Source organism: Acinetobacter sp. YH12227 (assembly GCF_013417785.1).
GTDB lineage: Bacteria > Pseudomonadota > Gammaproteobacteria > Pseudomonadales > Moraxellaceae > Acinetobacter > Acinetobacter gandensis.
On sequence record NZ_VPDH01000064.1, the window covers coordinates 1 to 21,587 of the forward strand.

Annotated in this window: 20 protein-coding genes; 15 read left to right on the forward strand and 5 right to left on the reverse strand. The window is 40.3% G+C overall.

All coding sequences use genetic code 11. The features are described 5' to 3' along the window. Positions 1-259 precede the first annotated feature (259 nt). Positions 260-1,582, forward strand: a complete 1,323-nt coding sequence (locus FTV09_RS13350; RefSeq protein WP_180058609.1) for a condensation domain-containing protein — start codon at positions 260-262, stop codon at positions 1,580-1,582. A gap of 24 nt (positions 1,583-1,606) precedes the next feature. Here the strand turns inward: FTV09_RS13350 and FTV09_RS13355 are convergent, their stop codons facing one another. Next, a complete protein-coding gene (locus FTV09_RS13355; RefSeq protein ID WP_180058610.1) occupies positions 1,607-2,380 on the reverse strand; it encodes an SDR family oxidoreductase in 774 nt (257 codons plus the stop codon). Between the two features lie 152 nt (positions 2,381-2,532). On the opposite strand from FTV09_RS13355, the gene FTV09_RS13360 reads away from it, so the two are divergent. The 7 genes from FTV09_RS13360 to FTV09_RS13390 all read left to right on the forward strand — a co-directional run bounded on the left by FTV09_RS13360 (position 2,533) and on the right by FTV09_RS13390 (position 9,965). Beyond that, positions 2,533-3,759 (forward strand): isochorismate synthase MenF, encoded by a 1,227-nt coding sequence (locus FTV09_RS13360; protein WP_067766771.1) that lies wholly within the window; start codon positions 2,533-2,535, stop codon positions 3,757-3,759. Positions 3,760-3,768: 9 nt separating this feature from the next. Continuing rightward, positions 3,769-5,433, forward strand: a complete 1,665-nt coding sequence (locus tag FTV09_RS13365; RefSeq protein WP_180058611.1) for a (2,3-dihydroxybenzoyl)adenylate synthase — start codon at positions 3,769-3,771, stop codon at positions 5,431-5,433. A 32-nt stretch (positions 5,434-5,465) separates the two neighbouring features. After that, positions 5,466-6,128, forward strand: a complete 663-nt coding sequence (locus FTV09_RS13370; protein ID WP_180058612.1) for an isochorismatase family protein — start codon at positions 5,466-5,468, stop codon at positions 6,126-6,128. After that, positions 6,125-6,364 (forward strand): phosphopantetheine-binding protein, encoded by a 240-nt coding sequence (locus tag FTV09_RS13375; protein ID WP_067766762.1) that lies wholly within the window; start codon positions 6,125-6,127, stop codon positions 6,362-6,364. The genes FTV09_RS13370 and FTV09_RS13375 overlap by 4 nt, the downstream gene beginning before the upstream one ends. A gap of 111 nt (positions 6,365-6,475) precedes the next feature. After that, entirely contained in the window at positions 6,476-7,642 is a 1,167-nt protein-coding gene (locus tag FTV09_RS13380; RefSeq protein ID WP_180058613.1) for a type III PLP-dependent enzyme, read from the forward strand. 408 nt (positions 7,643-8,050) lie between these two features. Next, positions 8,051-8,344, forward strand: a complete 294-nt coding sequence (locus tag FTV09_RS13385) for a hypothetical protein (protein ID WP_067767023.1) — start codon at positions 8,051-8,053, stop codon at positions 8,342-8,344. Position 8,345: 1 nt separating this feature from the next. Further along, positions 8,346-9,965 carry a PepSY domain-containing protein gene (locus FTV09_RS13390; protein ID WP_180058614.1) on the forward strand — a complete coding sequence of 540 codons (1,620 nt, stop codon included), beginning with the start codon at positions 8,346-8,348 and terminating at the stop codon, positions 9,963-9,965. A 95-nt stretch (positions 9,966-10,060) separates the two neighbouring features. Here FTV09_RS13390 and FTV09_RS13395 read toward each other — a convergent pair whose 3' ends face one another. The 3 genes from FTV09_RS13395 to lipA all read right to left on the reverse strand — a co-directional run bounded on the left by FTV09_RS13395 (position 10,061) and on the right by lipA (position 13,508). Then, a complete protein-coding gene (locus tag FTV09_RS13395) occupies positions 10,061-10,756 on the reverse strand; it encodes a DUF1826 domain-containing protein (protein ID WP_180058615.1) in 696 nt (231 codons plus the stop codon). Between the two features lie 452 nt (positions 10,757-11,208). After that, positions 11,209-12,300, reverse strand: coding sequence for a transcriptional regulator (locus FTV09_RS13400; RefSeq protein ID WP_180058616.1), 1,092 nt, complete (start codon positions 12,298-12,300; stop codon positions 11,209-11,211). 233 nt (positions 12,301-12,533) lie between these two features. Further along, positions 12,534-13,508 (reverse strand): lipoyl synthase, encoded by a 975-nt coding sequence (gene lipA, locus FTV09_RS13405; protein ID WP_180058617.1) that lies wholly within the window; start codon positions 13,506-13,508, stop codon positions 12,534-12,536. A gap of 342 nt (positions 13,509-13,850) precedes the next feature. Here lipA and FTV09_RS13410 point away from each other — a divergent pair, with 342 nt between their 5' ends. Genes FTV09_RS13410 through FTV09_RS13435 form a run of 6 tightly spaced genes read left to right on the forward strand, consistent with a single transcriptional unit; the run spans position 13,851 to position 20,674 of the window. Next, complete coding sequence (locus FTV09_RS13410; RefSeq protein WP_180058618.1) at positions 13,851-14,813, forward strand: thiamine pyrophosphate-dependent dehydrogenase E1 component subunit alpha; 963 nt, start codon at positions 13,851-13,853, stop codon at positions 14,811-14,813. Between the two features lie 15 nt (positions 14,814-14,828). After that, a complete protein-coding gene (locus tag FTV09_RS13415) occupies positions 14,829-15,848 on the forward strand; it encodes an alpha-ketoacid dehydrogenase subunit beta (protein ID WP_168158997.1) in 1,020 nt (339 codons plus the stop codon). Position 15,849: 1 nt separating this feature from the next. Further along, positions 15,850-17,385, forward strand: a complete 1,536-nt coding sequence (locus FTV09_RS13420) for a 2-oxo acid dehydrogenase subunit E2 (protein ID WP_180058619.1) — start codon at positions 15,850-15,852, stop codon at positions 17,383-17,385. 11 nt (positions 17,386-17,396) lie between these two features. Next, entirely contained in the window at positions 17,397-18,797 is a 1,401-nt protein-coding gene (lpdA, locus tag FTV09_RS13425; protein WP_180058620.1) for a dihydrolipoyl dehydrogenase, read from the forward strand. An 11-nt stretch (positions 18,798-18,808) separates the two neighbouring features. Next, complete coding sequence (locus tag FTV09_RS13430) at positions 18,809-19,594, forward strand: acetoin reductase (protein WP_180058621.1); 786 nt, start codon at positions 18,809-18,811, stop codon at positions 19,592-19,594. 21 nt (positions 19,595-19,615) lie between these two features. Beyond that, the gene (locus FTV09_RS13435; protein ID WP_010326712.1) at positions 19,616-20,674 is read left to right on the forward strand and encodes a 2,3-butanediol dehydrogenase; all 1,059 of its coding nucleotides are present in this window, start codon (positions 19,616-19,618) and stop codon (positions 20,672-20,674) included. Between the two features lie 330 nt (positions 20,675-21,004). On the opposite strand, the gene FTV09_RS13440 is transcribed toward FTV09_RS13435, so the two are convergent. Beyond that, on the reverse strand, positions 21,005-21,241 hold the full coding sequence (locus FTV09_RS13440) for a VF530 family DNA-binding protein (protein WP_104471312.1): 237 nt from the start codon (positions 21,239-21,241) through the stop codon (positions 21,005-21,007). Between the two features lie 156 nt (positions 21,242-21,397). Here FTV09_RS13440 and FTV09_RS13445 point away from each other — a divergent pair. Then, a partial coding sequence (locus tag FTV09_RS13445) for a transposase (protein WP_180058622.1) occupies positions 21,398-21,587 on the forward strand: 190 nt, incomplete at its 3' end.

Consider the following 21,587-nt stretch of genomic DNA (forward strand, 5'->3'; position numbering starts at 1 on the left):
TTTTAACAATAATATTTTAAGTAATGAACAACAAAGATATTTAATACGACATTCCATGTCGTATGGCTTACGCCAGTCGCTTATATCCTCGTGCTGAACCACGAGGTTTTACGCTCCAAGTGATAAAAACTATTTGCAAATGATAATGATTATATTTAGTATTTCTGCGCGACCCAATTAGTGTCGTCGGTGCTTTTCTATAAATACATTTAGATTTTTATACTTCTTTATAAAAATTGTTTGATCTACGGTATAACTCATGCAAACAATGGATTCTTTAGCCCCTTTAACTCGTGCACAACACAGTATGTGGAAGGGACATCATTATCATGGCAGTTACCCATTTCACACCGCAGAATGGTTGGTGATTGATGGCCCATTAAATCGAGAATTATTTCATCAAGCAATTGAACTAACCTTAAAGGAAGCTAAGGCTTTACATTGGCGTGCATTAGAAAAAGATGGCAAAGTTTACCGTGTAGATGATGTTGCACTCAGAGCGCCTCAATTTGTTGATTTATCACATTTAGATGCTCAAGGAATATTAGATTGGGCCGATCAAGCAGTTGAACCGCCATTCGATTTAAGTGTCGGGCATTTATATGACTATATTTTTGCCAATTTAGGTGAGCAAAAATATGGGCTGTTTTTTAGAGCGCATCATGTAGCTTTAGATGGTTATGCTTATGGCCTAATGATTAATCGCTTCCTCGACTATTACCAATCTTTGAAAAACGGAACAGCGCTACAAAATAAGGCTTTTGATCATTTCGAGAAGTTCTTAGCGGACGAGCATCGTTATTTAGAATCAGCTAAAGCAGAGAAAGACTTAAAATTTTGGCGTGATAATTTTTCCAATGAACTGGCACCTAAGAAAAGATTAAAACGCAAATTAAAACAACCGTTCTATCAAGGGCCTCGCTATGAAGAAGTCATTGATTGGGATACCCAACAAAAAATGAATACATTGGCTGCTGAGCTTAAATTGCCAAGTGCCATGGTGGTGATGGCCGTCATGATGAGCTATCTAGTGAAACAATCAGGCGATGCACAACAATGCTTTGGTGTGCCCTTTATGTCACGTTTGGGTACTGCGGCGATGCGTACGCCATGCCTTGTGATGAATATTTTACCTTTACGTCTTGCTGCTACAGATCAAGACAATTTAACTGAAACTGTAAGATTGCTCGCACAGCGATTTAATGAAATTCGTCCACATCAAAACAGCTATTTTGAGCAAATGCGTTTTGAACTAGAGGGATTCGATCCATACGAAAATATTCTATTTGGGCCCATTGTGAATTGGATTCCATATCCATTGCCTGAGCAATTTGAAGGCTGTCACTTAAGCAAAACGACAATTTCTGCGGGGCCAATCGAAGACTTTGATATTGCAATTACCAATAAATTTGTCAACGGCATTGAACGTTTATACCTTGCGGTTGATGGTCATAAAGAACTCTACAATGTTGAATCATTAGGCGAATATTGGCATGACTTTATGCATATGCTTCGCACATGGTTGGATCAACCTGAGCTCAAAGCAGGTCAATTAAATATACAAAAAAAACTGCCAGATTAATTCTGGCAGTTTGGTGAAATTCCTTTAAACACCGAGTGTTGCACCACCATCGACTACCAATTCATGCATAGTTATCTGTTTTGCTTGATCTGAGAGTAAAAACAAAATTGCGTTGGCAACATCTTCAGGTTCTGCAATTTTTTTCAGCGGAATGCCACTCCGGTATTGTTCAAGATTGCCTTCAACTATACCTGCGGGTGGTTGATCATCTGTCCAAAGTTGTTTTTGCATTTGGGTGAGGGTTGAGCCGGGTAATACCAAATTGCAGCGGATACCGTGCGGTGCCAATTCAAGTGCTAAGTTTTTAAAGAAATGGCTAACTGTTGCTTTGGTTGTTGCATACAGTCCCATATTCATGCGTGGTACTAACGCCGCATTTGAGCTAATGCTCACAATTGCGCCTGCATGACGTGGCAGCATTTGTTTGGCTACCCACTGAGACAATAATGCTGGGCCCATAAAGTTTACGGCCAAATTGTGTTCCCATTGGGCTTGAGTTGTTTCGAGCAAACTTCCCATTTCAAGAATACCTGCGGCATTAACCAAACCTGTAATTGGTTGCTCTGACCATGGGGAGTTTTGGATTTTTTCAATCAGGGAGTTTGTTTTAGAAATGTCATGAGAAATAGCATGAAATTTTTGTTTTTCGGCGCTATTTAACTGCTCAATGATTTCCCAGCTAAGAAGGTCGGGATTGAGATCGATACCGATGACTTTATGATCTTGTTGAAGTAATTTTTTTACCACCACTGCACCAATGCCACGTGCAGCACCGGTCACAATAAATAATGTGGACATTTAAGAATCCTTGGATATGTTAACAAAACGTAACGATTATCATTTCTACTTGAGAATAATAATCATTATAGTTGTGGCGTTCAACTACTTTAGCTGAAATGGCAGTAGGGCTGAACGGTAAAAAAACATAATTGAAAGATGTGAGAGCAAATATGTTGCCAGTAGAACCATCAGTATTTAAAAACATGATTGGAATAACCAAGGACGACTTAATTGAAGCGGATGTTGCAGGTTTTGTATTTGCAACACCGACGGGGACGATTTCGAGTAAAAAACTTGTTGAATCGATTCAATTTGAACGTGATACAAACTTAGGTTTTGTTGAACAACAACAAACTTGGTTAAAACATGCTAAACAAAGATTGCAACAAAAAATTCAAGCAACGGGGAATGCTGAACTGATTTTAGTTGGCAGTTTGCCTTTCGATAATCGTGATTTGCCAGAAATGTCGATTGCGGAAGCAAAAAATACCTATGTCACTGAAGGACTAGATTTAACAGAGCCTCTTGAACGACTCTCACAAGTTCAAGCCACACTGATTCCTCCACAAGCAGACTATGTTGATGGCGTTGCAAAACTTGTGGCTTTGATGAAAAGCACAGAACTTGAAAAAGCAGTTTTAGCACGTGCAATTGATTTACAAAGTGAACAAAAAATTCAGATTGAAGAACTGTTTTATCAATTATTCAAAACCAACCCTGAAGGTTATACCTTTGCATTTGCACAAGACCCAAAAGAACAAGGTTGGTTCATGGGTGCGAGTCCAGAACTTTTAGTCGCAAAGCAAAATCAATTTGTATTTAGCAATCCAGTTGCCGGAACACTGGCACGTTGTGCGGATGTGGCAGAAGATCAGGAACAAGCACAGCGTTTACTTGCATCAGCAAAAGATCAACATGAACATGCTGTAGTGATTGAAGCAATTGCTGATCAATTATCACCCCTGTGTGAGAGCTTAAGTATTCCAAAGTCGCCATCTTTAATTAAGACCAGTACGGTGTGGCATTTGGCTACGCCTATTCAAGGGACATTGAAAGATCCTGAAATGCATGTTTTTGATCTCGCATCAATTTTACATCCAACACCAGCAGTCTGTGGCCAACCTGCACCTTTAGCACGTCAACTCATCTCAGAGTTAGAGCCATTTCAGCGTAATTTATTTGCCGGAACGATGGGTTGGAGTGATGCACGCGGAAATGGTGCTTGGGCTGTCAATGTACGCTGTGGTCGTATTTTTGAACATTCTGCACGCTTATACGCGGGAGCAGGCATCGTCGAAGCTTCTCAACCGACCAGTGAGTTGAATGAAACAATTGCCAAATTTAAGACCATGCTCAATGCACTTGGCTTAAATGCAGATCAATTGACGTATCGCTAAGGTCTAATCATGTCTGAACAAACACTGTTAGAACAAAAACTTTGGGAAGGGATTGTTCAATATCCTGAAGATTTTGTTGAAAAATATATTGCGAAGGGCTATTGGTTTGGCCAAACCTTAAGTGATTTTTTTATTGAATGTGCTGAAAAATATGCACAAAACACAGCCATTATTTGTGGAGAGCGTCATTTTAGTTATGCGCAGCTACAACAACATATTGATGAATTTGCAGTTTATTTAAGTAAGCAAGGCTATCAAATTGGCGATAGTGTGGTGATTCAACTTCCTAATATTGCTGAATTTTTCATTGCATATTTTGGTGCTTTACGCATCGGTATGCGACCTATTATGAGTTTACCTGCACACCGCCATGCTGAAGTGAGTCATTTTATTGGTCAAACCCAAGCGAAATTGTATATCTGTGCAGATCGCTTTATGGGGTTTGATTACCGTAAATTGGCATTAGAATGTAAACAACGCTGTGAAAGTTTGCAGCAAGTGTTGGTTGTTGGGACTTCGGGTGAATTAAGCGGGTTTACCACGTGGCCTGATTTATCCAAATATCAACAACAGCGCGTCGTTCCGCCTAACTTAACAGCACGTCATGTCGCTTTTTTCCAACTATCAGGTGGCAGTACGGGTACGCCTAAGCTTATTCCACGGACCCATGATGACTATTTATATAGTGTTCGCGCCAGTGCCGACATTTGTGAGCTGAATCAAACCACAAAAATGTTGATGGTCTTACCTGTGGCGCATAATTTCAGTATGAGTTCAGCCGGTTCATTAGGGCTATTTTATACAGGCGGGACTTTGGTGCTGTCGCAGGACCCAACTGCAGCAGCATGTTTTGCTTTAATTAAACAGCACAAGGTTTCACATGTAGCATTGGTACCTGCCTTAGCAGCTGCATGGGTAGAGGCAGTGTCTAAGGGCGCGGAAAATATTTTTTCACAGTTAGAGGTGCTACAAGTTGGAGGTGCTCGTCTCGCAGATGCTTTGGCACGTCAATTAATTGAACAATATCAGTGTCGTTTGCAACAAGTGTTTGGTATGGCTGAAGGTTTAGTGAATTACACACGTTATAACGATGACATTGAACAGATCATTTCTACACAAGGTAGTCGTATTAGTGCCGACGACGAAATTAAAGTTGTCGATGATGAAGATCGTGAGCTGCCTCAGGGTGAAGTGGGTCATTTGTTAACACGTGGCCCTTATACCATCCGCGGCTATTTTAATGTGCTAGAACATAACCGTAATGCTTTTACCACAGATGGATTTTACCGAACAGGTGATTTAGTCCGTATCAATGCAGAAGGAAACATCATTGTTGAAGGTCGCAGCAAAGACCAAATTAACCGTGGTGGTGAAAAAATTGCTACAGAGGAAGTAGAACAAGTACTGAATCAGCATCCTCAAATTATTCAGTCTGCATTGGTATCTATGCCTGATCAGATGTTGGGTGAGAAAAGCTGTGCCTATATTCAATGGCGCACTGATACTACTGACCCAAGTCCAACGCGTCTTATGATGCAATTACGTCAATATGTTCAGCATTATGGTTTAGCAACTTACAAAATTCCAGATCGTATCGAATTTGTTGAAGACATGCCGTATACCGCACTCGGTAAAATTGACAAAAAAGCCTTAAGACAACGCTTAGTTGCATAACACACTTTATAAAATTATAGATAGGTAAACACATGGCTATTCCACGTATCGCAAGTTATCCAATGCCACAAGCGCAAAACTTTCCAACCAATAAAGTGAATTGGACACTAGACCCAAGCCGCGCTGTACTTTTGGTACATGATCTACAACAGTATTTCTTAGATTTTTATGACCAAACCCAAGCACCTATTCCTGAACTTTTAAAGCATTGCCGTCAGCTCATTGATGAATGCCATGCGCAAGGGATTCCTGTGTATTACACCGCACAACCGGGTGATCAAAGCACTGAACATCGTCAGTTATTGACTGATTTTTGGGGTAAAGGTTTGGCAGCAGACCCAAATATTGTACAAATTATTCCAAGTCTACAGCCTGCTGAGCAAGATACGGTATTGACTAAATGGCGTTACAGCGCATTTAAAAAGAGTGATTTTGAGCAACGTATTAAAGAAGCAGGGCGTGACCAACTGGTGATTTGTGGTGTTTATGCACATATCGGTTGTTTACTGACTGCTGCAGAAGCATTCATGTTGGATATGCAAGCCTTCTTAGTTGGAGATGCATTGGCAGATTTTAGTCAAGAAGAACATGAAATGGCTTTGAAATATGCAACAGGTCGCTGTGCCAAAGTCGTTGATACTGTAACGGTTCTCCATGAATTAAAAGCGCCTCTTAGTACGGAGATTGTTCGATGAGCATACTCACTGTGAATTTAGAAGATTTACGTCAAACCGTAGCGAAACAATTAGGCATTGATGCCACTGAAATTCAAAACGACGATAACTTATTTATGCTCGGATTGGATTCGATGAGCTTGATGACCTTGGTCGGTCAATGGCGTGAACAAGGTATTAGTGTTGAATTTCAAGATTTAGTTGAAGAGCCAACGCTAGAAGAATGGCAGCATCGTCTAAAACGTGTCGCTGCTTAAAAAAATTGCCCGTAGTGATGAATCTTAGTGATTAAGCACTACATAGAACGGCCCCAGCCACATAGCCACGGCCATTTTCGTTCCTCAGTTTGTAACGCGAGTGGATATTCCATGCAGTTAGACAATTATTATTCTTCACAACAATGGCAAAAGATTCAGAACTTTGCAGCGAATAAACCCAGTCCATTTTTAGTGGTTGATTTAGATCGCGTTGAATATAAATACCAAGAACTTCAGCAAAGTTTTCCGATGGCGAATATCTTTTATGCGGTCAAAGCTAATCCAAGTACTGAAATTATTCAGCGCTTAGATAAACTTGATTCTAGTTTTGATATCGCATCCATATATGAACTTGACCGTGTATTGGCTTGTGGTATTTCACCTGACCGGATTTCATTTGGGAATACCATTAAGAAAGCTGCTGATGTGAAATATGCTTATGACAAGGGCATTCGACTCTTTGTCACTGACGCGCAAGCAGACTTAGAACAAATTGCACAGCATGCACCAAATTCACGTGTTTTTGTCCGTGTATTAGTTGAATCGGGTACAACTTCAGATTGGCCACTATCACGTAAGTTCGGATGTGATACTCAAATGGCGATTGATCTAATGATCAAAGCCAAGCAATTAGGTTTACAGCCTTATGGGGTGTCTTTCCATGTGGGGAGCCAGCAAAATGATGTCACCGTTTGGCGGACGGCATTAAATACGGTTAAGGACGTATTTGATACGTTGGAACATCAACACGGTATTCAACTTGAATTAATTAATGCTGGTGGTGGTTTTCCAGCACGTTATTTGGCTGACATTGATAGCATTCAAGATTATGCAAACCGCATTCAATGCTATATCGATGAATGTTTTGATCGTAAAGTTACGCTATTTTTAGAACCAGGCCGTTCCTTAGTTGGAGATGCAGGGGTATTGGTCTCTGAAATTGTACTGATTGCCAATAAATCAGAACAGGATGAAAAAAGATGGATTTATACCGATGTGGGTGTGTTTAATGGTTTGATTGAAACCTTAGGTGAAATGATTAAATATCCAATCTATACACCTAAAATGCATAATGATGCTCCAAAATCAAATGTCGTTTTGGCGGGGCCGACCTGCGATTCGACCGATATTATGTATGAAAAGATTGCCTATCCTTTACCACAGGATTTGGTCATGGGCGATCGGTTATATTGGCTGAGTACCGGTGCTTATACCACCTCATACGCTTCGGTGGAGTTTAATGGTTACCCGCCGTTAAAAACATTTTATCTTGAATAAACAATATTATATATAAGTAAAATTGCCCAATCCTATCTGAATATATAGGATTGGGCATTGTCATTTTAAAAATGACGACGACATAAAGTCATTAGAATGAATTAAGTCATAAGTATAGAACTGGACGTTAGATCACAATTGTAGGGTGTACGTTTTGAAATTTATTGCATTTTTCTTTGTCTTGCTTGGAAGTGCTCTGATGTACTGCACACATCCAAACCAAATTTTATTAAAAAGGCCACTCACTTCAATATGTCGTTGGTTTGGGTTAGGGGCGATCATCCTTGCACTAATCTTATTTTTAATTTCTGTACCAAAATTAGTCGCGATATTTATGTGGCTGTTAACCATGCTCATCGTCTGGTCATTTTTTCCATTTATTTCTTTAATGATAAAAAAATCACACTCATGAATTCACTCTTTCAACAGAAAATCCAGCCTGATTGGTGGTCGAAATCTTTTGCAGGCTTTTGCTTGGGGTTAAGCTTTGCCGTGCTATGCGCTTCAATTATTACAATCTGGGCGATGCAAAATTTAAGTCCGGCCTTAGCGCCACAATTTGGTATGTGGTCTATTCCTTGGATTTGGTTACCTGTTTGTTTTATTGCCTATTTCATACCCAAAGGATGGCAAGCCATTCTAATTTATACGCTGCTAAATCTATTTACTTATGCTGTACTGCGTTGGATGCGGGGGTTTTAAGATGAAAGTACGTACTGATATTATTCGCCACGCCAAGACCCTCCATACATGGGTTGGTATCTGCTCAGGCATTTTCTTATTCATCTGTTTTTTTGCAGGTGGACTGAGCATGTTCCAACATGATTTAAGTCGTTGGGCAACACCACCGCAACAACAACTGGTACCGATTACTGCACAGCAATATGACCCTTTGATTCAGCAGGTACAAGCGAAACATCCTGAAACTCTAAAAAGTTTTCAACTGAACTTTGATTCTAAGGAATTTCATTATGCACCTATGCAATGGCAAGCCGTTGCTCAAAAAGGGCAAGATGACCATGACTTTGATACATATCAAGAGCAGATGCTGGCAAGCTTCGATGCCGATGGCCGTTTACAGGTTGAACAAGAAAACCTGTCTAAAATGGGATGGTTAATCGAGCAGTTACATGAAACGGCGGGTATACCAGGTACTTTAGGTCATCATACATTGGGAATGTATGTGATGGCGGTCATTTGTGTGCTGTACTTCTTGGCGTTAATGACTGGACTGATTGTATTATTACCGACCTTGGTTAAAGATTATTTTGCTATTCGAGCGGGTAAGAACAAAAAAAGATTTTGGCTAGATGCGCATAATGTGGTTGGTATAACCAGTTTGCCTTTTCATATTATTATTAGTGTTACTGTGATTTCATTTGCCTTCCATGATGTGTTCTATGATGCCATTGGAACATTAACAGGTAAGGGGAAGTCTTTATTTCAGCGACCACCTGCTGTGAAAATCGTAGAGCCTGTAGCTACGTTAAATGTTGAGAAACTTTTAGAAAAGATGCAAACGCAGATGCCTGAATATCAGGTCAGTTCGATTAGTTTTAACAACCTTGATCAACCTGAAAAAGCATCGGCACGGGCTAATCTGTATAGTGCAGATCAAATGCTGAGGGGGGATCGTTTTGATGTGGTCGTTTTCAATCCATATTTAAATAAGCCTTTAAGTACCAGTAATTTAAATACCCATGCAACGCCGGCAGATCAAGTCATCCGCTCAATGTTTAGTTTGCACTTTGGTAATTATGGTGGAGACTTAACCCGCTGGCTTTATTTGATTTTAGGTCTAGGGGGGGCATTTTTATTTTATTCTGGAAATCTACTTTGGATTGAATCACGTGTTAAACGTCAAAAACCAACAGATACAAGAACAATTAAGCAACGCAAAGATGTTAAGGCTATTGCGAATTTAACTGTTGGAGCATGTTTAGGTTGTATGATTGCTATTTTTAGCAGCATGTTGATTGGGCGTTGGGGATATGTCATATCCTCAGAATTAACCAGTCTAAACCATTGGTTTATGTACAGTTACTATATCGTCTTTGTTTTGACACTGGTTTACTGCTTTATCGTTGGTGCGGCAAAGGCTTTACCTCAGTTACTCATGCTGACTGCGCTTATTCTTTGTGCATTACCACTGACCTCTATCATTGCATTAATGCTACCTAATATCGGTCTTTGGGCATCTTCATCTTATTTGTGGTGGATTGATATTACGGCTGTTATTTTTGCGGCAATTTTTATACGTTTTTATATTCAAGCGAAGCGCCGACAAAACAACGCTGAAAATGGAAGTATTTGGACAGTATAAGTTAGGCAAGGCAATGTTTTAAAACCTTGCCTAAATTTAAAAGGTAGTCATTTGACCGATCATGAATAAAATGTCATTTTAAGTATTTGATAGAACTAACAAATTAAAAGTAAACGTAGTTGATCGTTTTCAACCGGTGCACGATGCACACAAGGCAGCACTTGTTGTGTAGGATGATCGACGGCTAAACGCCAAAAGTGACCTGTGCCTAAATTGATTGGAACAGCATTATCATTGGCCTGGTAATGCAAATCAAAGAAATATTCTTCTAAAAAACTGTCAAAACCTGTTTCGGGGCCATCATATAAATTGAACAACTGATTTCGTATTTCAGGTATTTGTATTTTCTGCTGAACTTGATCATTCGGTAGAATGTCACTCGCTGCACCATAATAAGTACATAAGAAGGTATCAGTTGCGATGGGTGAGCGATCTACGTGAAACGAATAGACATCGGTCGAAATAAAATCTAATTCATTATCACGCTCATAATGCTTAATGAGGTTGAGTGATGGCAAGGCACCAATATCAGTTAAAAGCTGCATATCGCTTAAGATAGTATCTCTTGCGATACATCCTTGTGTTGTTAAAGACAGCTGCAAAAGATCATCTGCTGATAATTCTGTAATATTGTCTGTTAGTTCTAATTTTTTAATAATTTCCTGAAAATCACCTTGTAGATCACGTGTCCAACAAAGTGCATTGGTCTTGCCTTGGAAGGGTGTTTCGATTAATTCTGGGAATGTAGTGACGCTATGAACTTGACTAAAATAAGTCAATATAGATTTCATTAATAAACAACTATGCGAGTTTTAAAAACATTAGCATAAATGATACACCGTGCTTAGTATGAGTAAACGATCTTTTATCCACTTTATAATATTGCTTGAAATAGCACGAGCTATAAATGATGCCGATCCTCTATACCACCAACGGTGGGTGAAGCTTGTCAGCATTCTTAAATATTTATCGTCACCATCACGGCATAGACGTGCGCTTATGGTAAATCATACTTACATAACTTAGACCTATAAGATTTGGCGGTTTTAACTATTAAAGCTGTAGTAATGGCATGGATACACCTTGCAGCGACAAACTAGGTGTCAAAGCTGGGTAAGTGAATTACTAGACTTCACTGTATTTAGTTCTCAATTTTAAGTTTTATTAAAGGAAGTATGAAAATCATACTTCCTTTTCAATCTGCTTCACAATAAAACTTTAGAGTTGAAGCAACAGATCAAATCTAAATCAGATTTGAAAAATAATTACGGTGGATACTGTCCTGTGGTAATAACTCTAATAAACGCTGTACCGCATCAATTCGGTCATGTGTTTGCCCAATAATTCTTAATAATTGATCGATATCCTTTATTTGATAGATCAACTGGCTTAAACGGGCATCAAAACAATGTCTCCAAGTGCTGAGTAAAGGGCTTTCTGATTTAGAGAGAAAGCTACCTTTATATAGCGAGAATGTACTGGAAATAAGATTTGCATTTAATGATTGTTCAGCGCGTAAAAAATCACATTGGACTTCACAGCTAAGCCTATAAATGCGAGCCTCAATTGAATGAGGTAATAGGCTACGAAGTTGTGAAACCTCAGCCTTTAGGGTTTTTAGGCTGACACTACGCTCACCATAAAGGGCATAGTGTAACTCTTCTAAGCCAATGCCATGGGGATGCAAAGCTAAAATGCAAAGTATTTCAATTTGACGGTGACTCAAGTTCAAGGTATGCCCATTAAATTGAACCCAAGGCGAGCCTAGCGCCTTAATGTATAAAAAATTTTGCTGTTCAAACTTTATGGCTCGTTGTATTAAATCCGCATAGCGTTCAACTGCAAGCAGCCCCAAAGGAGTATGTTTTTTATATTTTGTGGAAAGGTTAATAATGCCATGAAATTGCCCTGATGTCGGATCCCAGATCGGCGCGGCATAACAAACCCAATCTCGAACACTGTCCATTTGGTTTTCATGAGAATAGACACAACTTGATATTTGGCTGTTCAACGTCATACCAATCGCATTAGTCCCAACAGCCTGTGTAGACCAATGCCCACCCTCAATAAAATGAACCTGTTCGGCAGAAGAAAGCATTGCAGAACTACTCCATGTCCATAAGAGAGTCCCGTGATGGTCTGTAAGACCAATAGCCATATCTGAATCTTCCGCTATTTTGAGTAAGTCAGCATAATTATGTTGGATAGAGCGGCGAAATAAAGACGTTTTATCTTCTGGAGGTAAGGCTAAAACAGGGGCGGTATGTACAGTATGTTGATTAATTAAATGGGTTGTTTGCAGATTTTTTGCAGATGCGGTATTGAACAGGTTCATATCATATTCCTTTATGATGAGACTGTAATATTTTTAAATTTTAGAAATGAGTTTCCAAATTTATAGTCATTTACGTCATTTCTTCTTGCCTCAATTTTAAATGCTTTTATCTTTGCTTGGTTAAATCATATCTTTTGGCTTTACCAGTCCTTGAGTTACTTTAAAAGTGTTCTTATGAGCTGAAAATGACTATTTCCATCTGAAATGTTAATAAACGTAAATAGGATGAAAATTCATTCGCTCATGTAAGGGCTAGGCACAGCTTCACCATGATACTGACGGTCTGCAAAATAACTTGATCGTACTAATGGCGCACTCCAAATATTTTTAAACGCTAAGCGCTCTCCATGTGTTTGATAATGCTTAAACTCTTGCAACGTAACAAAACGATGAATTGGCGCATGAGATTTAGATGGCTGTAAGTATTGACCGATTGTGACATAGTCTACTTGATAATCTTTCAAATCATTTAATAACACAATAACCTCAGCCTCGACTTCTCCTAAACCGACCATCAAACCACATTTCGTTGGAATTTCAGAACAGTAGTGTTTAAATTTTTTGAGTAAATCCAATGAGTGCTTATAGTCAGCGCCTGGTCGCATGGCTTTATACAGACGTGGAACGGTTTCAATATTATGATTAAAAACATCGGGTGGGTTTTGGCTCAGAATCTTCAGGGCAATATCTGCACGACCACGAAAATCAGGAACCAAAATTTCTATCAGAGTCTCTGGACTGGTTTGACGAATTTCTCGAATGCAATCTGCAAAATGCTGTGCACCACCATCTTTTAAGTCGTCTCGATCAACAGAAGTAATCACGACATACTTTAAGTTTAGATTCTTGACTGTTTCAGCCAGATGCTTTGGCTCATTAGGATCTAGGATATTAGGACGACCATGTGCGACATCACAGAATGGGCAGCGTCGAGTACAAATATCTCCCATGATCATAAACGTTGCAGTCCCTCCGCTAAAGCATTGTGGCAAATTGGGGCAGGCCGCTTCTTCACAAACCGTATGTAGTTTCTGTTGTCGTAATAAATCCTTAATGATTTGAACTTCATCAGGTTGACTAATTTTAGTTCGAATCCATTCTGGCTTTTTCGGTGTCGTTTCCGTTGGAACAACTTTAATTGGAATACGCGCCATTTTTTCAGCGCCACGTAGCTTCTTTCCAGTTAATACTGTGTTATTTAAATCCATTACAAACACTCCATCGTTTAAAATAATTAATATAGATCCCGATATTAAATAAGCTCTTTTAGGTGCTTTAATAATATTAAAACAGTGCAAAAAACTTATCATATAAAATAAAGGTTGGTTAAAGGTTTGTTTTCATATGTGATTGAACTACTGTAAAATTTTAAAAAATTTTTTAAGTTCTTAACCTTCTGTTTTTAATATTTTTCTCATCTTTTTATGCATTATATTTTTTTAGTCTAATATGAAATTAAATAAAAATATATTTATATAAATATACGGTTTAAAAATTCAACCATTAATTTTTGGATTTTCTTTTAAGCGTAATTAATAAGGAACAAAGATATGCAATTAACGGAAGAGCAATTGCTAGCAGCATACAAAAGAATGCGCGACATTCGTGAATTTGAGGATCGACTTCACGATGAAAATAATACAGGTGATATTCCCGGTTTCATCCATTTATATAGCGGCGAGGAAGCTGTTGCCGTAGGGATCTGTGAAAATTTAACAGACAAGGACTTCATTACATCAACGCATCGTGGTCATGGACATTGTATTGCTAAGGGCTGTGACATTCATGCCATGATGTTAGAAATTTTTGGCAAAGATGATGGTTTGTGTCGTGGTAAAGGCGGCTCAATGCACATTGCGGACTTAGATAAAGGCATGCTCGGTGCAAACGGTATTGTGGGTGGTGGTCCACCTTTGGCTATTGGGGCAGCTTTAAGTGCTAAAACACTGAAAAATGGTGGGATTGGTCTATCTTTTACCGGTGATGGCGGGTCAAATCAGGGCTTAACTTTTGAAGCCATTAATATGGCTGTCGTGTTAAAGCTCCCTGTCATTTTTGTTTTTGAAAACAACGGTTTTGGTGAAGGCACTGCACACGACTATGCCGTAGGCAGTAAAGACATTGCAGGCCGAGCAGCAGGTTTTGGCTTACCCGCTGAAAAAGTAGATGGAACAGACTTTTTTGCTGTGTATGAAGTTGCACAAAAAGCCATTGAACGTGCCCGCTGTGGTGAAGGTCCGAGTGTGATTGAAACGGTAACCAACCGTTTTTATGGACATTTTGAAGGTGATCCGGGGCTTATTCGTTCCAAAGAAGAACTGGATTATGTCAAAGAACATAAAGACCCATTGAAAATATTCCGTGAAAAAGTCAAGGATAAAATTGACGAAGCCAAACTGGATGCGATTGATGCCCAGTCTAAAGCCAATGTAGACGATGCCGTTGCAAAAGCACGCGCAGCTCAGTACCCAGAAGTCTCTCAGTTACTTACTGATGTTTACGTCTCTTACTAAAGGAATAGTAGAAAAATGCCAAATAAAAGTTATCGAAACGCGATTAAAGAAGCAATTGAATTAGAAATGCGCCGAGATCCGAGTGTCATTGTGGTCGGTGAAGATGTTCGTGGTGGGCATGGTGGCAAAAATACAGATGACAATAAACTGGAAGGTTTTGGCGGTGTACTTGGTGTAACCAAAGGCTTATGGACTGAATTTGGTTCTGAGCGAGTCATTGACACCCCGATTACAGAATCGGCGATTATTGGTATGGCGGCAGGTGCTGCTGCAACCGGTTTAAGACCTGTGGCAGATTTAATGTTCATGGATTTTTACGGCGTGTGTTATGACATGCTGTATAACCAAGCGGCTAAATTCCGCTATATGTTTGGTGGCAAAGCCAAAGCGCCACTCGTTGTAAGAGGCATGATCGGTGCAGGTTTTTCCGCAGCAGCGCAGCATTCTCAGTCGCCATATAACGTGTTTGCCTCAGTGCCTGGTTTAAAAGTGGTGGTGCCTTCAAGTGCCTATGATGTGAAAGGGTTGTTGATTCAAGCCATTCGAGATGACGATCCAGTAGTCTTTTGTGAGCACAAGTTGTTGTACGACATTAAGGGCGAAGTGCCAGATGAGGCCTACACTATTCCTTTTGGTGTCGCAAATTACACCCGTGAGGGCACAGATATCACCATTATTGCCTTAAGCCTGATGGTGCATCGTGCCAATGAAGTTGCTGACAAGCTCGCAAAAGAAGGCATTTCGGTTGAAGTGGTTGACCCTCGCACCATTTCTCCATTAGACGAAGATGGCATCTTAGAGTCTGTGGCTTCAACAGGTCGTGTGGTGATTGTAGATGAATCTGCGGCGCGTTGCGGTTTCGGACATGATGTGGCTGCACTCATTGCACAGAAAGGCTTTCATTTTCTTAAAGCACCAATCGAGTTAGTCACTCCACCACACTCACCCGTACCATTTTCACCAGTATTAGAAAAAGAATGGCTACCAAGTGTAGAACGCATCGAACAGGCTGTACGTAAGACGTTGGAGGCTTAGGATGAGCGAAATTAAAACCTTAGAAATCCCAAAATGGGGTTTGTCCATGGAAGAGGGCACGATTGCCCAATGGCTGATTCAAGAAGGTACTCAATTTAGTAAAGGACAGGAAATTTGTGAAATTGAAACCACAAAAATCGTCAATGTTCTGGAAGCGCCTTTCGATGGCTTGCTACGAAAGATTATTGCTAAAGATGGTGACACGCTGGTCGTAGGAGGAGTCATTGCAATTTGTGCAGACGCTCAAGTTTCCGATGCAGAAGTTGAAGCATTTGCACAGTCCTTAGATGGAACACCTGCTGTAACTGAAAATAAAGCGGTAGCAGCGGTTCCTGAAAAAGTAGCTGTAGCTCAAGTTGAAACCAAAGTACAAGCTGCTCCTAAACAGAACAGTGTTGGTAATGGATCAAAAGCTGTGGCTCAGGGCGGATATTCTATTCCTGCTGCGTTACAAGGCTTCCAACAAAGCGATGATATTTTTGCAACGCCACATGCCTTGAAATTGGCTGAAAAGCATAATGTAAACTTGTCTCAGATTACTGGTTCTGGACGTGAAGGTCGTATTAGTGTTCACGATGTTCAGACCGGAGTTCAAGCTGCTGGTGGTTCTTGGCCAGATGTGCGTCATCAAGCCAGTACGAAAGCCGCGAAATCTAAAGCAGATGATAGTTATGTTCTAGCAACACCTGTTGCCCGCCGTTTAGCAAAACAATGGGGTATTAATTTGCATGATTGTCGTGCATCGGGTTCACGTGGACGAGTTTGCAAGGAAGATGTTGAAGCTGTATATCAACGTGAAAACCCTGTACAAGCTCAACATGCTAACCATGCGCATCCAACAGAGTCAGCAAAATTTACCGCTGTGGCTATGAATGGTATGCGTAAAGCAATCGCTTCACGGCTACAAGCGGCAAAACGCAATGCACCACATTTTCGCTTAACGATAGACTTAAATGTTGAGTCGGTTCAGGCTTTGCGTCAGCAAATTAACAGTACCGTACCGCAAGTCAAGCTGTCCATTAACGATATGCTGATTAAAGCGGCTGCGGCTGCACTGATCAAAGTTCCACAGGTTAACGTTCAGTTTGATGAAGAAAATCAGCAAATTTTACAGTTTGAACAGGCTGATATTTCGGTTGCTGTGGCAATCGAAAACGGGCTGATCACACCAATTATTAAAGCAGCGAACCGTAAATCTTTGGCGCAAATTTCCAATGATATGCGTGATCTGGCGACACGCGCCAAAACTGGGAAATTAGCACCTGATGAGTTTCAAGGCGGCAGTTTCAGTATTTCCAATTTGGGAATGCTTGGTATTCAACAGTTTGATGCCATTATTAACCCACCTCAAGGTGCAATTCTGGCTTTAGGTGCAGCAGAGAAACGTGCTGTCGTCGAAAATGATGAGATTGTTGTTCGTGAAATGGTGACCGCAACATTGTCTTGTGATCATCGTGTCATTGATGGTGCGTTGGGTGCTCAATTCCTATCGGCATTTAAGCAGTTTGTTGAAAATCCTGCATTGATTTTGGTGTAGGAGGAATAGCCATGTCAGATACACAATTTGATCTTGTGGTTATTGGTGCTGGTCCTGGAGGATATGTCGCTGCGATTCGCGCAGCGCAACTGGGATTAAAAACGGCAATCGTTGAAAAACAACACTTAGGCGGAGTGTGTCTTAATTGGGGATGTATTCCAACCAAGGCATTATTGAGCGGGGCTGCGCTTGCGCAGCAGTTCAAACATGCTGGGCAGTTTGGCTTTACGCTTAACGCGATTGATTTTGACATTCAAAAACTGGTCCATCATAGCAGACAGGTTTCTGAGCAACTGGTGCAAGGTATCGGTCAATTATTGAAAAAAAATCAAATCACTGTTTTTAACGCAGCAGCCCAGTTTATTGCCAAAGAGCAATTAGAGCTTACAGATGCGAATGGTCAAAAACAGCAGATTTCTGCACCGCATATTATTGTCGCAACAGGTGCACGTGCGGCCAATTTGCCTCATATTCCTGTAGATGGCCATCAGGTCTGGAGTTATAAAGAGGCTTTAGTTCCAGAACAATTACCAAAATCTTTACTGGTCATTGGTTCGGGGGCTATAGGCAGTGAGTTTGCAAGCCTATACCAAGACTTAGGCTGCCAAGTCACCTTGGTTGATATTGCAAAGCAGATTCTCCCTAGCGAAGACATTGAAGTTTCGAAGTATGTAAAAAAGCAATTTGAACAGCAGGGTATGCAGGTTTTAACCGAAGCGACTGTAAAAAAAATAGAAACTGATCAGGCTCAAGTACATTGTCATATTGAAACTGCCACAGGTGTGCAAATCATTACTGTTGAAAAGGTGCTTTCAGCTATTGGCGTGAAACCGAATGCTGAAAATCTTGGCCTAGACGCTTTGGGCATTGAATTTGAGGATGGTTTTATTAAAGTCGATTCATGCTGTAAAACCAATGTAGTGGGCATTTATGCAATTGGTGATGTCGCAGGTGCACCCTGTTTGGCACACAAAGCCAGTCATGAGGCCATTCTTTGTGTGGAAAAAATTGCAGGCCTAAGTCATGTACATGCTTTAGACCGTACACAAATTCCGGGGTGTATCTTTACCCATCCACAAGTGGCCAGTATTGGTTTGACAGAACAGAAAGCGAAAGCTGCGGGCTTGAATATCAATGTGGGTAAGTTTCCCTTACAAGCGAATGGTAAAGCATTGGCTTTGGGCGATAGCGCAGGATTTGTTAAAACCATTTTTAGTCAGGAAACGGGTGAATTGTTGGGTGCTCACATGGTTGGGCATGAAGTCACCGAACACATCCAAGGTTTTGCGATCGCAAAATACCTAGAAGCTACGGATGAAAGCTTAGCACAGGTCATTTTCCCTCATCCTACTTTATCTGAGGCGATGCATGAGTCGGTCTTGTCTGCGATGCAACGTGCAATTCATATCTAAGGAGTCGCAACATGCCTAGGGGTTTAAACAATAAAGTTGCATTAATTACGGGTGCAGCACAAGGAATTGGACGTGGTATTGCCTTACGTTTAGCGCAAGAAGGTGTTCATATTGCTTTGGTCGATCTTCATCAACAAAAGTTAAATGTTGTTCAAAAAGAGGTTGAAGCCTTTGGCGTAAAAGCCACTACATTTATTGCGGATATTTCAGATCCAATACAAGTCAGTCATGCAATTGATCATGCCGAATCGACACTTAATGGTTTTGATATCATGATCAATAATGCAGGTATTGCACAAGTTAAAGCTTTGGCAGAAGTAACACCGAATGAATTTAACCAAATTATGAACATCAATGTCGGTGGTGTACTTTGGGGGATTCAAGCTGCAGCAAATAAATTTAAACAACGCCAACAGGCTGGAAAAATTATTAATGCATGCTCAATCGCAGGTCATGAAGGTTTTGCTTTACTCGGTGTTTATTCGGCAACTAAATTTGCAGTTCGTGCATTGACGCAAGCAGCGGCTAAAGAATATGCCAGTGCTGAAATTACTGTAAATAGTTATTGCCCAGGTGTTGTAGGCACAGACATGTGGGTCGAAATAGATCAGCGGTTCTCTGAAATTACAGGTGCACCAATTGGTCAAACGTATAAAAAATATGTAGATGGTATTGCTTTAGGACGTGCTGAAACACCAGATGACGTGGCTGCATTAGTTGCATTTTTAGCCAGTGAGGATGCAAACTACATTACAGGTCAGTCTATTTTGACAGATGGTGGAATGGTTTACCGTTAATATCAACATAAGGAATACAGAATGAAAGCAGCTCGTTTTTATGATCGAGGGGATATTCGAATTGAAGATATCCCTGAACCGAAAGTACTTCCAGGCACAGTGGGAATTCAAGTTGCATGGTGCGGTATTTGCGGTACAGATTTACATGAATTCATGGAAGGCCCTATTTTTATTCCACCTTGTGGTCATCCACACCCAATTTCGGGAGAATCTGCACCTGTAACAATGGGACATGAATTTTCAGGCGTAGTTTATGCAGTTGGTGAGGGTGTAGACGATATCCAAATTGGACAACATGTCGTAGTTGAACCCTATATTATTGCGGATGATGTCCCGACTGGCCTGAATGATAAGTATCATTTATCAAAAAATATGAACTTTATTGGTTTAGGCGGACGTGGCGGCGGTCTTTCTGAAAAAATTGCAGTTCAACGACGTTGGGTACATCCTATTTCAAATGATATTCCCTTAGATCAGGCCGCATTGATAGAACCTTTATCTGTCGGTCATCATGCCTATGTCAGAAGTGGTGCAAAAGCTGGCGATATAGCACTGGTTGGTGGAGCAGGCCCTATAGGCTTACTTTTATCAGCCATTTTAAAGGCTAAAGGTCTCACGGTCATCATTACTGAATTGAGTGCAAAGCGTAAAGAAAAAGCGATAGAAGCGGGTGTTGCAGATTATGTGCTAGATCCATCTAAGGTTGATGTGGTCGCTGAAGTGATGAAAATTACGGAAGACCGTGGTGTTGATGTCGCTTTTGAATGTAGTAGTGTTAATAAAGTCATGGATACACTGGTGGCGGCGATGAAACCAACTGGTGTGGTCGTTATCGTTTCGATTTGGAGCCATCCTGCCACAATTAATGTGCATAGTGTGGTTATGAAAGAGCTAGATATTCGTGGCACGATTGCTTATGTAAATGACCATCAGGAAACCATCCGCTTAGTCGAGCAAGGTAAGATTAATCTAGAACCTTTTATTACCCAACGTATTGCATTAGATGATCTTGTTTCTAAAGGCTTTGAAACGCTGATTCATAATAATGAGTCTGCAGTAAAAATTATTGTTCATCCGTAGTAAAACCTAATTTTAACGACAAATTTGAATAAGCTAGAAATAAACTTTATGTAGCTATTTCTAATATCTTTAGCGATAGGGAGTGACTCTGTACTTACAGATTCATTCTCAAATTTACAGTGTTGAGTGCCAGTATGATTTTGATCATACAGCCTAGTAAAGATAGAAAATAAGTTTTTAAATAAACCATAGGGATATAGACTAAATTTTGCTAGGAGAGTGGTGGCGGCCCACCACCAATTAAAAGGTGTCTACAAAATCATTGGCTATTCAATAGGTTTAGTTTACTGTTTGGTATAAAATATTAGACTGAGGTTGGGGTTTTGAAAGCTACGATTTCTGTTTGGCTTTTTGGCATAAGACATACAAATATAAGCTTTCTACTTTTTCACGTGCCCATGGTGTGGTACGTAAAAATCGCAATGATGACTTAACACTTGGATCTATGCAAAAACATCTAATTTCAATTTTACGACTTAAGCCCTCAAAGCCACCGTAGTAATCTAATAATTCATCCAAAATGTCAGCAAGTTTTTTGCCGTGTAGAGGGTCATTGGAGGCGTTCATAATAGATCAACCATATTTTGGGAGGCCATCATTATAACCTGAGCTAGTTGAAAAATGAGAGGGTTGGAATTTAAACGTAATTAACATTGATGTGTGCTGAAAGGCTTTGTTGCACAAACCTATCTGTAAAGGCTTTTTCAGCGATATAATTTTCAAATGAAGAAGCCTGCACACAAAATCTACCGCACAACCCATTGGCCCGCATATAACCGAGCACTTATGAGTCGCGGAAATATTGCCATTTGGTTTGATCCTGCTACGCAATGGTATGCGCCATCAAAAGGCAAACAAGGGCGAAATCAAACCTACTCCGACGCAGCCATCCAATGCTGCTTAATGATTAAAT